We start from the raw sequence: 12556 nt of genomic DNA on the forward strand, positions 1-12556 counted from the left end.
GCGCCCGTAGCTCAATTGGATAGAGCGTTTGACTACGGATCAAAAGGTTAGGGGTTCGACTCCTCTCGGGCGCGCCATTAAGATCGGGAAGTAGCTCAGCTTGGTAGAGCACTTGGTTTGGGACCAAGGGGTCGCAGGTTCGAATCCTGTCTTCCCGACCATCTTTATGGGGCCTTAGCTCAGCTGGGAGAGCGCCTGCCTTGCACGCAGGAGGTCAGCGGTTCGATCCCGCTAGGCTCCACCAATATGATCTTTGAAAACTAAACAAGACAAAACGTACCTGTTAATTCGAGTTTTTATAAAAAAATCCTATGAAATATCATAGGTAGTCAGTCAAACGCTGACGAAAAACAAAACTTCGGTTTTGTACTTTTTCGGAGAGTTTGATCCTGGCTCAGGACGAACGCTGGCGGCGTGCCTAATACATGCAAGTCGAGCGAACAGAAGGGAGCTTGCTCCCGGATGTTAGCGGCGGACGGGTGAGTAACACGTGGGTAACCTGCCTGTAAGACTGGGATAACTCCGGGAAACCGGAGCTAATACCGGATAGTTCCTTGAACCGCATGGTTCAAGGATGAAAGACGGTTTCGGCTGTCACTTACAGATGGACCCGCGGCGCATTAGCTAGTTGGTGGGGTAATGGCTCACCAAGGCGACGATGCGTAGCCGACCTGAGAGGGTGATCGGCCACACTGGGACTGAGACACGGCCCAGACTCCTACGGGAGGCAGCAGTAGGGAATCTTCCGCAATGGACGAAAGTCTGACGGAGCAACGCCGCGTGAGTGATGAAGGTTTTCGGATCGTAAAGCTCTGTTGTTAGGGAAGAACAAGTGCGAGAGTAACTGCTCGCACCTTGACGGTACCTAACCAGAAAGCCACGGCTAACTACGTGCCAGCAGCCGCGGTAATACGTAGGTGGCAAGCGTTGTCCGGAATTATTGGGCGTAAAGGGCTCGCAGGCGGTTTCTTAAGTCTGATGTGAAAGCCCCCGGCTCAACCGGGGAGGGTCATTGGAAACTGGGAAACTTGAGTGCAGAAGAGGAGAGTGGAATTCCACGTGTAGCGGTGAAATGCGTAGAGATGTGGAGGAACACCAGTGGCGAAGGCGACTCTCTGGTCTGTAACTGACGCTGAGGAGCGAAAGCGTGGGGAGCGAACAGGATTAGATACCCTGGTAGTCCACGCCGTAAACGATGAGTGCTAAGTGTTAGGGGGTTTCCGCCCCTTAGTGCTGCAGCTAACGCATTAAGCACTCCGCCTGGGGAGTACGGTCGCAAGACTGAAACTCAAAGGAATTGACGGGGGCCCGCACAAGCGGTGGAGCATGTGGTTTAATTCGAAGCAACGCGAAGAACCTTACCAGGTCTTGACATCCTCTGACAACCCTAGAGATAGGGCTTTCCCTTCGGGGACAGAGTGACAGGTGGTGCATGGTTGTCGTCAGCTCGTGTCGTGAGATGTTGGGTTAAGTCCCGCAACGAGCGCAACCCTTGATCTTAGTTGCCAGCATTTAGTTGGGCACTCTAAGGTGACTGCCGGTGACAAACCGGAGGAAGGTGGGGATGACGTCAAATCATCATGCCCCTTATGACCTGGGCTACACACGTGCTACAATGGACAGAACAAAGGGCTGCGAGACCGCAAGGTTTAGCCAATCCCATAAATCTGTTCTCAGTTCGGATCGCAGTCTGCAACTCGACTGCGTGAAGCTGGAATCGCTAGTAATCGCGGATCAGCATGCCGCGGTGAATACGTTCCCGGGCCTTGTACACACCGCCCGTCACACCACGAGAGTTTGCAACACCCGAAGTCGGTGAGGTAACCTTTATGGAGCCAGCCGCCGAAGGTGGGGCAGATGATTGGGGTGAAGTCGTAACAAGGTAGCCGTATCGGAAGGTGCGGCTGGATCACCTCCTTTCTAAGGATATATGGAGCAGCGTGCGTTTTCGTCTTGTTTAGTTTTGAAGGATCATTCCTTCAAAACATGTCTCTAGCGAGACAGGATTGTTCTTTGAAAACTAGATAACAATAAGTAATACATTCACATTGAATGCAATGCAAAGTTCATCACACATAGTGATTCTTTCTAAAGTAAGAAATGGTTAAGTTAGAAAGGGCGCACGGTGGATGCCTTGGCACTAGGAGCCGATGAAGGACGGGACGAACACCGATATGCTTCGGGGAGCTGTAAGCAAGCTTTGATCCGGAGATTTCCGAATGGGGAAACCCACTGCTCGTAATGGAGTAGTATCCATACTTGAATACATAGAGTATGAGAAGGCATACCCGGGGAACTGAAACATCTAAGTACCCGGAGGAAGAGAAAGCAAATGCGATTCCCTGAGTAGCGGCGAGCGAAACGGGAACAGCCCAAACCAAGAGGCTTGCCTCTTGGGGTTGTAGGACACTCTATACGGAGTTACAAAGGAACGATATAAGCGAAGAGGTCTGGAAAGGCCCGCCAAAGAAGGTAACAGCCCTGTAACTGAAATGTTGTTCTCTCCAGAGTGGATCCTGAGTACGGCGGAACACGTGAAATTCCGTCGGAATCCGGGAGGACCATCTCCCAAGGCTAAATACTCCCTAGTGACCGATAGTGAACCAGTACCGTGAGGGAAAGGTGAAAAGCACCCCGGAAGGGGAGTGAAATAGATCCTGAAACCGTGTGCCTACAAGTAGTCAGAGCCCGTTAAAGGGTGATGGCGTGCCTTTTGTAGAATGAACCGGCGAGTTACGATCCCGTGCAAGGTTAAGCAGAAGATGCGGAGCCGCAGCGAAAGCGAGTCTGAATAGGGCGCATGAGTACGTGGTCGTAGACCCGAAACCAGGTGATCTACCCATGTCCAGGGTGAAGTTCAGGTAACACTGAATGGAGGCCCGAACCCACGCACGTTGAAAAGTGCGGGGATGAGGTGTGGGTAGGGGTGAAATGCCAATCGAACCTGGAGATAGCTGGTTCTCTCCGAAATAGCTTTAGGGCTAGCCTCAAGGTAAGAGTCTCGGAGGTAGAGCACTGATTGGACTAGGGGCCCCTACCGGGTTACCGAATTCAGTCAAACTCCGAATGCCGATGACTTATCCTTGGGAGTCAGACTGCGAGTGATAAGATCCGTAGTCGAAAGGGAAACAGCCCAGACCGCCAGCTAAGGTCCCAAAGTATACGTTAAGTGGAAAAGGATGTGGAGTTGCTTAGACAACCAGGATGTTGGCTTAGAAGCAGCCACCATTTAAAGAGTGCGTAATAGCTCACTGGTCGAGTGACTCTGCGCCGAAAATGTACCGGGGCTAAACGTATCACCGAAGCTGCGGACTGTTCTTACGAACAGTGGTAGGAGAGCGTTCTAAGTGCTGTGAAGTCAGACCGGAAGGACTGGTGGAGCGCTTAGAAGTGAGAATGCCGGTATGAGTAGCGAAAGACGGGTGAGAATCCCGTCCACCGAATGCCTAAGGTTTCCTGAGGAAGGCTCGTCCGCTCAGGGTTAGTCGGGACCTAAGCCGAGGCCGAAAGGCGTAGGCGATGGACAACAGGTTGATATTCCTGTACCACCTCCTCACCATTTGAGCAATGGGGGGACGCAGGAGGATAGGGTAAGCGCGGTATTGGATATCCGCGTCCAAGCAGTTAGGCTGGGAAATAGGCAAATCCGTTTCCCGTGAAGGCTGAGCTGTGATGGCGAGCGAAATTTAGTAGCGAAGTTCCTGATTCCACACTGCCAAGAAAAGCCTCTAGCGAGGTGAGAGGTGCCCGTACCGCAAACCGACACAGGTAGGCGAGGAGAGAATCCTAAGGTGATCGAGAGAACTCTCGTTAAGGAACTCGGCAAAATGACCCCGTAACTTCGGGAGAAGGGGTGCTTCTTAGGGTGTTAAAGCCCCGAGAAGCCGCAGTGAATAGGCCCAGGCGACTGTTTAGCAAAAACACAGGTCTCTGCGAAGCCGTAAGGCGAAGTATAGGGGCTGACGCCTGCCCGGTGCTGGAAGGTTAAGAGGAGCGCTTAGCGTAAGCGAAGGTGCGAATTGAAGCCCCAGTAAACGGCGGCCGTAACTATAACGGTCCTAAGGTAGCGAAATTCCTTGTCGGGTAAGTTCCGACCCGCACGAAAGGCGCAACGATCTGGGCACTGTCTCAACGAGAGACTCGGTGAAATTATAGTACCTGTGAAGATGCAGGTTACCCGCGACAGGACGGAAAGACCCCGTGGAGCTTTACTGCAGCCTGATATTGAATGTTGGTACAGCTTGTACAGGATAGGTAGGAGCCTTGGAAACCGGAGCGCTAGCTTCGGTGGAGGCATCGGTGGGATACTACCCTGGCTGTATTGACCTTCTAACCCGCTGCCCTTATCGGGCAGGGAGACAGTGTCAGGTGGGCAGTTTGACTGGGGCGGTCGCCTCCTAAAATGTAACGGAGGCGCCCAAAGGTTCCCTCAGAATGGTTGGAAATCATTCGCAGAGTGTAAAGGCACAAGGGAGCTTGACTGCGAGACCTACAAGTCGAGCAGGGACGAAAGTCGGGCTTAGTGATCCGGTGGTTCCGCATGGAAGGGCCATCGCTCAACGGATAAAAGCTACCCCGGGGATAACAGGCTTATCTCCCCCAAGAGTCCACATCGACGGGGAGGTTTGGCACCTCGATGTCGGCTCATCGCATCCTGGGGCTGTAGTCGGTCCCAAGGGTTGGGCTGTTCGCCCATTAAAGCGGTACGCGAGCTGGGTTCAGAACGTCGTGAGACAGTTCGGTCCCTATCCGTCGCGGGCGCAGGAAATTTGAGAGGAGCTGTCCTTAGTACGAGAGGACCGGGATGGACGCACCGCTGGTGTACCAGTTGTTCTGCCAAGGGCATCGCTGGGTAGCTATGTGCGGACGGGATAAGTGCTGAAAGCATCTAAGCATGAAGCCCCCCTCAAGATGAGATTTCCCATTCCGCAAGGAAGTAAGATCCCTGAAAGATGATCAGGTTGATAGGTCTGAGGTGGAAGCGTGGTGACACGTGGAGCTGACAGATACTAATAGATCGAGGACTTAACCTTTATTCTAATGTGAAGTTTGAACATTGTTATCTAGTTTTGAGAGAACATTCTCTCCATCAGGTTTGGTGGCGATAGCGAAGAGGTCACACCCGTTCCCATACCGAACACGGAAGTTAAGCTCTTCAGCGCCGATGGTAGTTGGGGGTCTCCCCCTGTGAGAGTAGGACGCCGCCAAGCTTGTCTAAGGATCAGTTCCGTATGGAACTGGTCTTTTTTGTGTTTTTGAGAGGTTTGACACCATATAAATGTGGAAATAATATTCTTAGTTGAGCGATTATCTTGAAAAATCGACCGAAAAAATTTATAGTAAGATTAAAGTCAAATATAGTCAAAGTCAATGGAGGAGGAGGCGGAGTGGCACAAAATATTTCTGATATCATCGAGCAGTACTTGAAAGAAGTCTTGGATCAGAATGGTCGAGAAATATTAGAAATTAAGCGCAATGAAATTGCAGATAAGTTTCAATGCGTACCTTCACAAATTAACTATGTTATCAATACACGCTTTACGAGCGAGAGAGGCTACATCGTTGAAAGTAAGCGTGGCGGCGGTGGCTATATCCGCATCATTAAAGTCAAAATGAATGATGAAGTCGACTTATTGAACAATATTATTTCCCAAATATATCATCGTTTATCACAGGCTGCCTCTGATCATATCATCATGCGTCTTGTCGAAAATAACATTTTATCTGAAAGAGAAGCAAAGATGATGATCAGTGTCATGGACCGTTCTGTTTTGCACATTGATTTACCTGAACGAGATGAATTGCGGGCTCGGATGATGAAAGCGATGTTAAATGCTTTGAAATTAAAGTAAAGCGGGTGAAAAGATTGATTTGTCAAGAATGCAATGAGAGACCAGCCACTTTTCACTTTACGAAAGTTATAAATGGAGAAAAACAAGAAATGCACATATGTGAACAATGTGCAAAAGAAAACAGTGATTCATATGCTATGAGTGGAAACCAAGGTTTCTCGATTCACAACTTATTATCGGGTTTATTGAATATTGATCCTAGCTTTACCACAAGTGCGAATAAGGGATCATCTATTTTTCAAGAAGCGAGAGAAGTGGATCAATGTCCTAAGTGTGGCTTAACCTTTCAACAATTCAGAAAAACAGGCCGTTTTGGCTGTGCAGAATGCTATCGTTCATTTGATCAGTATTTGAACCCTGTTTTACGGAAAGTCCATAGTGGAAATACAGTCCATAATGGAAAAGTGCCTAAACGGATTGCCGGCAGTCTTCATGTACGCCGGAAACTTGAGTTGATGCAGCAAGAGCTGAAGCAGTTAATTGAACAAGAAGAGTTCGAAAAAGCAGCGGAAGTTCGAGATCAAATTCGTGCATTAGAGCATGAGCAATCTCAGCAGAGGGAGGGAGATTAACAACATGTCGCTCCAGCATTTTATTCAAGACGCTTTAAGTCAATGGATGAAACAAAAAGGACCAGAAAGTGACATTGTTCTAAGCAGTCGAATCAGGCTAGCACGAAACCTAGAGCATGTTCGTTTCCCAACTCAGTTTTCTCAGGAAGAGGCTGAAGCTGTTCTCCAGCAATTCGAGCAAAAGTTTGCTAGCCAGGAAGTGAAGGACATTGGAAACTTTGTTCTAATTCGAATGAATGAAACGCAGCCTTTAGCAAAGAGAGTACTTGTTGAAAAGCATTTGATTAGCCCAAACTTAGCAGAATCAAGATTTGGCGGTTGTTTGCTTTCTGAAAATGAGGAAATCAGTGTGATGCTGAATGAAGAAGACCATATTCGAATCCAATGCTTATTCCCAGGTTTCCAACTAGCCAATGCATTAAAAGCGGCTAACCAGATAGATGACTGGATTGAAGAGCAAGTGGATTATGCATTTTCTGAAAAGCGAGGATACTTAACAAGCTGTCCAACGAATGTAGGTACAGGTATTAGGGCTTCGGTCATGATGCATTTACCAGCTTTAGCCCTCACAAGACAAATGAATCGGATTATTCCGGCGATTAATCAATTAGGTCTTGTAGTCAGAGGAATTTATGGTGAAGGCAGCGAAGCAATAGGGAACATCTTTCAAATTTCAAATCAAATGACACTTGGTCAATCAGAAGAGGATATTGTAGATGATTTAAATAGTGTGACCGCTCAGCTCATTGAACAAGAGCGATCTGCACGAAAAGCGTTATATCAAACATCTAAAATTGAACTTGAGGACAGAGTGTACCGTTCCTTGGGGATTTTGTCCAATTGTCGGATGATTGAATCAAAGGAAACAGCTAAGTGTTTGTCAGATGTGCGCCTTGGAATTGATTTAGGTATCATTAAGGGGCTTTCAAGTAATATACTGAATGAACTCATGATTTTGACACAGCCTGGCTTTCTTCAACAATATTCTGGAGGAGCTTTGGAGCCAAATGAACGAGATATAAAACGAGCAGCGATTATTAGAGAAAGGCTGCGTTTAGAAATGCATAGGAATGGACAGGAGGATGAAACGATATGATGTTTGGAAGATTCACTGAAAGAGCTCAAAAGGTATTAGCACTTGCACAAGAAGAAGCCATTCGCCTAGGCCATAAGAACATTGGTACTGAACACATTTTACTTGGTCTTGTACGCGAGGGTGAGGGTATTGCCGCAAAAGCGTTAGAAGCACTGGGCCTTGTTTCAGATAAAATCCAAAAAGAAGTCGAAAGCTTGATTGGAAGAGGGCAAGAGGTGTCTCAAGCTATTCCTCATTATACGCCTAGAGCGAAGAAGGTCACTGAGCTTTCAATGGATGAAGCAAGAAAGCTAGGTCATTCCTATGTAGGGACAGAACATATTCTATTAGGTCTTATTCGCGAGGGAGAGGGTGTAGCTGCCCGCGTTTTAAATAACCTCGGAGTGAGCTTAAATAAAGCACGTCAGCAAGTCCTGCAGCTGCTTGGCAGCAATGAAACAGGTGCATCTGCCGCTGGCTCTAACAGCAATGCAAATACACCAACATTAGATAGCTTGGCAAGAGATTTAACAGCGATTGCGAAAGAAGACAGCTTGGACCCTGTCATTGGACGAAGCAAAGAAATTCAGCGTGTCATTGAGGTTCTAAGCAGAAGAACAAAAAATAACCCTGTGCTGATTGGTGAGCCCGGTGTTGGTAAAACAGCCATCGCTGAAGGTCTTGCACAGCAAATTATTCATAATGAAGTGCCTGAAATCTTGCGGGATAAACGAGTGATGACGCTTGATATGGGAACCGTTGTAGCAGGAACGAAATATCGTGGTGAATTTGAGGATCGTTTGAAAAAAGTCATGGACGAAATTCGTCAGGCAGGAAATATCATTCTCTTCATTGACGAGCTTCATACACTGATTGGTGCTGGCGGAGCAGAAGGTGCGATTGACGCATCTAATATTCTCAAACCATCCTTAGCACGTGGAGAGCTTCAATGTATCGGGGCAACAACGTTAGATGAGTACCGTAAATATATTGAAAAGGATGCTGCGCTTGAACGACGTTTCCAGCCAATTCAAGTAGATCAGCCATCCGTTGATGAAAGTATTCAAATCTTAAGAGGTCTTAGAGATCGTTATGAGGCACATCACCGTGTGTCCATCACAGATGAAGCGATTGAGGCGGCGGTGAAGCTGTCTGACCGGTATATTTCTGATCGTTTCCTTCCAGATAAGGCGATTGATTTAATTGATGAGGCAGGTTCGAAAGTTCGCTTACGTTCTTTCACAACACCGCCTAACCTAAAAGAACTAGAGCAAAAGCTGGATGAAGTACGCAAGGAAAAGGATGCGGCTGTTCAAAGTCAGGAATTTGAAAAAGCAGCCTCTCTTCGCGATACAGAGCAGCGTTTGCGTGAAAAAGTAGAAGTCACAAAGAAATCTTGGAAAGAAAAGCAAGGTCAAGAGAATTCAGAGGTATCAGTGGATGATATCGCAATGGTTGTCTCTAGCTGGACAGGAGTGCCTGTTTCAAAAATTGCCCAAACAGAAACAGATAAGCTTCTGAATATGGAACAATTACTCCATTCTCGTGTAATCGGGCAGGATGAAGCGGTTGTCGCTGTAGCAAAAGCTGTGAGACGTGCGCGTGCTGGTCTAAAAGATCCAAAACGTCCAATCGGCTCCTTTATCTTCTTAGGCCCAACAGGGGTTGGTAAAACGGAGCTTGCAAGAGCACTTGCAGAGTCTATTTTTGGTGATGAAGAAGCGATGATCCGTATCGATATGTCTGAATACATGGAGAAACATTCTACATCTAGACTTGTTGGGTCACCTCCAGGCTATGTTGGCTATGAAGAAGGCGGACAACTGACTGAAAAAGTGAGAAGAAAACCTTATTCTGTTGTGCTTTTAGACGAGATTGAAAAGGCGCATCCAGATGTATTCAACATCTTACTGCAAGTATTAGAAGATGGTCGTCTGACGGATTCTAAAGGGCGTACCGTTGACTTTAGAAATACGATTTTGATCATGACATCCAACGTTGGAGCTAGTGAACTGAAGCGAAATAAATATGTTGGCTTTAACGTGCAGGATGAAGGTCAAAATTACAAAGATATGAAAGGCAAAGTGATGGGCGAGTTGAAACGTGCGTTTAGACCAGAATTCATCAACCGTATTGATGAAATTATTGTCTTCCATTCACTTGAAAAGAAACATCTAAAAGAGATCGTGTCTCTCATGTCTGATCAATTGACGAAACGATTAAAAGAACAAGACCTTTCAATTGAATTGACAGAAGCAGCAAAAGCGAAGATTGCCGACGAAGGTGTAGACCTTGAGTACGGTGCGCGTCCGTTAAGAAGAGCGATTCAAAAGCATGTGGAAGATCGACTTTCTGAGGAGCTTCTAAAGGGTAATATTGAAAAAGGTCAACAAATCGTATTAGATGTGGAAGATGGAGAAATTGTCGTAAAAACGACGGCTGCTACGAACTAATATAGTAAGAAAAAAGTGTGAGGCATACCAGTAAGGTGTATGCCTCCCTTTACTTATTTTCTGACCAGTATAAGGAGTTGTATTCTTCAATCTATGGCTAAGACAAAATCAAAATTTATATGCCAATCGTGCGGTTATGAGTCAGCCAAATGGATGGGGAAATGTCCAGGCTGCGGCACGTGGAACAGTATGACAGAAGAGGTCGTTCGTAAAGAGCCGGTAAACCGTCGAAGCGCTTTTAATCATTCTGTCCAAACCATTCAAAAACCTTCACCTATTTCTGCAATTGAAACATCAGATGAACCCCGAATCAAAACGAATTTAGAAGAATTTAACCGAGTATTAGGAAGTGGAATTGTCAAAGGCTCTCTTGTTCTTATTGGCGGAGATCCTGGGATCGGCAAGTCCACATTATTATTACAAGTATCAGCACAGCTCTCAGACAAAAATCAGAATGTATTATACATATCCGGTGAGGAGTCCATTAAACAAACGAAGTTAAGAGCGGACCGCCTCGGCATAAAAAGCACCTCTTTACATGTTTTGGCTGAAACCGATATGGAGTATATAACGTCTGCTATACAAGAGATGAAACCCGCTTTTGTCGTGGTGGATTCGATTCAAACTGTTTATCAAAGCGATATTACGTCAGCCCCTGGGTCTGTATCTCAAGTGAGAGAATGTACAGCGCAGCTGATGAAGATTGCCAAGACAAATGGGATTCCAATTTTTATTGTTGGTCACGTGACCAAAGAAGGCTCGATCGCAGGTCCACGTCTTTTAGAGCATATGGTGGACACGGTTCTTTATTTTGAAGGTGAGCGTCATCATACGTTTCGTATCTTACGTGCAGTGAAAAACCGATTTGGTTCAACGAATGAACTAGGGATTTTTGAAATGAGAGAGGAAGGGCTCACGGAAGTATTAAACCCATCCGAAATTTTCTTAGAAGAACGTTCGGCAGGTGTATCTGGTTCGTGTGTTGTTGCCTCAATGGAAGGAACAAGACCTGTTCTTGTCGAGATACAAGCGTTAATTTCACCAACAAGCTTCGGAAATCCGCGTAGAATGGCCACTGGTCTTGATCATAATCGAGTGTCACTGCTCATGGCGGTTTTAGAAAAACGTGTTGGACTGCTGCTGCAAAACCAGGATGCATATTTAAAGGTCGCAGGCGGTGTGAAGCTTGACGAACCAGCAATTGACTTGGCCATTGCGGTCAGTATTGCATCAAGCTTTAAAGACGCAGCGCCGCATCAAGCGGATTGCTTTATAGGAGAGGTCGGTCTGACGGGAGAAGTCAGAAGAGTATCAAGAATTGAACAGCGTGTGCAGGAAGCTGCGAAACTAGGATTTAAGCGAATGTTTATTCCTCAAGCGAATATAGATGGATGGAAAAAGCCGAGAGGGATTGAGTTAGTCGGTGTAGAAAATGTAGCGGAGGCACTTCGAATTTCACTAGGGGGATCATAGAAATGGAAAAAGAGAAAAAAGGAGCGAGAGAACTCGATCTCTTAGATATTGTACAGTTTGTGGCACCAGGGACACCTCTCCGGGCTGGGATCGAAAACGTCCTGAGGGCCAATACTGGCGGGCTTATTGTTGTTGGTTATAACGACAAGGTAAAAAGTGTTGTCGATGGAGGATTTCATATTAATTCTGCCTTCTCCCCAGCACACTTATATGAATTGGCGAAGATGGATGGAGCCATTATTTTAAGCGATTCTGGTCAAAAGATCTTGTATGCAAATACACAGCTCATGCCAGATGCAACCATTCATTCATCGGAAACGGGCATGAGGCACCGAACTGCTGAACGTGTAGCGAAGCAGACAGGCTGTTTAATCATTGCGATTTCTGAACGGAGGAACGTCATTACCTTATACCAAGGGAATCGTCGTTATACGCTGAAAGATATTGGCTTTATTTTAACGAAGGCCAATCAAGCCATACAAACACTTGAGAAATATAAAACCATTTTAGATCATGCCATTTCTGCGTTAAGCGCCCTGGAATTTGAAGAGCTTGTGACCTTTGGTGATGTATTATCTGTCCTGCATCGTTACGAAATGGTGCTTAGAATCAAAAATGAAATCAATATGTATATCAAAGAGCTTGGAACAGAAGGACATTTGATTCGTCTGCAAGTCAATGAACTGATTACAGATATGGAGCAGGAAGCGGCTTTATTTATTAAAGATTACGTGAAAGAAAAGATTAAAGATCCATATGTTCTGCTTAAACAGCTCCAAGATATGTCTAGCTTTGAGCTTTTAGATGATTCCATTCTGTACAAGTTACTTGGCTATCCAGCTTCTACAAATATTGACGAATATGTGTACACAAGAGGTTACAGACTGCTTCACAAAATCCCTAGACTGCCTATGCCAATCGTCGAAAACGTGGTTGAAGCGTTCGGTGTGTTAGATCGAATTATGGAAGCAGATGTACAAGATTTGGATGAAGTAGAAGGAATTGGAGAAGTAAGAGCGAAAAAGATAAAAAAAGGATTAAAAAGGCTGCAAGAAAAACATTATATCGACCGACAGCTGTAAGAAGAGAAATTTTCTTTAAACACGGTTAAAAATGGATGAATATGGGTAT

At 46.1% G+C, this 12556-nt stretch carries 6 protein-coding genes, 3 tRNA genes and 3 rRNA genes; all 12 read left to right on the plus strand.

Annotation, left to right across the window (positions count from 1 at the left end):
• The 12 genes from ACQYAC_RS13625 to disA all read left to right on the plus strand — a co-directional run bounded on the left by ACQYAC_RS13625 (nt 1) and on the right by disA (nt 12507).
• Nucleotides 1–77: transfer RNA gene (locus ACQYAC_RS13625), tRNA-Arg, on the plus strand.
• Nucleotides 78–84: 7 nt separating this feature from the next.
• Nucleotides 85–161 (plus strand) — tRNA-Pro (locus ACQYAC_RS13630).
• Nucleotides 162–168: 7 nt separating this feature from the next.
• A tRNA-Ala gene (locus ACQYAC_RS13635) sits at nt 169–244 on the plus strand.
• 127 nt (nt 245–371) lie between these two features.
• Nucleotides 372–1920: ribosomal RNA gene (locus tag ACQYAC_RS13640) — 16S ribosomal RNA — on the plus strand.
• A 182-nt stretch (nt 1921–2102) separates the two neighbouring features.
• Nucleotides 2103–5033, plus strand: a 23S ribosomal RNA gene (locus tag ACQYAC_RS13645).
• A gap of 61 nt (nt 5034–5094) precedes the next feature.
• Nucleotides 5095–5210, plus strand: a 5S ribosomal RNA gene (rrf, locus tag ACQYAC_RS13650).
• Together the 16S, 23S and 5S rRNA genes with 3 tRNA genes alongside form the textbook arrangement of a ribosomal RNA operon.
• 177 nt (nt 5211–5387) lie before the next feature.
• Nucleotides 5388–5852 (plus strand): CtsR family transcriptional regulator, encoded by a 465-nt coding sequence (locus ACQYAC_RS13655; RefSeq protein ID WP_003217184.1) that lies wholly within the window; start codon nt 5388–5390, stop codon nt 5850–5852.
• Nucleotides 5853–5866: 14 nt separating this feature from the next.
• Entirely contained in the window at nt 5867–6424 is a 558-nt protein-coding gene (locus ACQYAC_RS13660) for a UvrB/UvrC motif-containing protein (RefSeq protein ID WP_034665655.1), read from the plus strand.
• A 4-nt stretch (nt 6425–6428) separates the two neighbouring features.
• Nucleotides 6429–7520 (plus strand): protein arginine kinase, encoded by a 1092-nt coding sequence (locus tag ACQYAC_RS13665; RefSeq protein WP_003217181.1) that lies wholly within the window; start codon nt 6429–6431, stop codon nt 7518–7520.
• Complete coding sequence (gene clpC, locus ACQYAC_RS13670) at nt 7517–9952, plus strand: ATP-dependent protease ATP-binding subunit ClpC (protein WP_003216969.1); 2436 nt, start codon at nt 7517–7519, stop codon at nt 9950–9952. Before ACQYAC_RS13665 ends, clpC begins: the two co-directional genes overlap by 4 nt.
• A 93-nt stretch (nt 9953–10045) precedes the next feature.
• On the plus strand, nt 10046–11425 hold the full coding sequence (gene radA, locus ACQYAC_RS13675) for a DNA repair protein RadA (RefSeq protein WP_058015795.1): 1380 nt from the start codon (nt 10046–10048) through the stop codon (nt 11423–11425).
• 2 nt (nt 11426–11427) lie between these two features.
• Nucleotides 11428–12507: a DNA integrity scanning diadenylate cyclase DisA gene (gene disA, locus ACQYAC_RS13680; protein WP_012008686.1), complete on the plus strand. Its 1080-nt coding sequence runs from the start codon at nt 11428–11430 to the stop codon at nt 12505–12507.
• The last annotated feature ends 49 nt before the right edge of the window (nt 12508–12556 follow it).

The sequence above is a fragment of the Bacillus sp. MM09(2025) genome (assembly GCF_050496725.1).
GTDB lineage: Bacteria > Bacillota > Bacilli > Bacillales > Bacillaceae > Bacillus > Bacillus pumilus.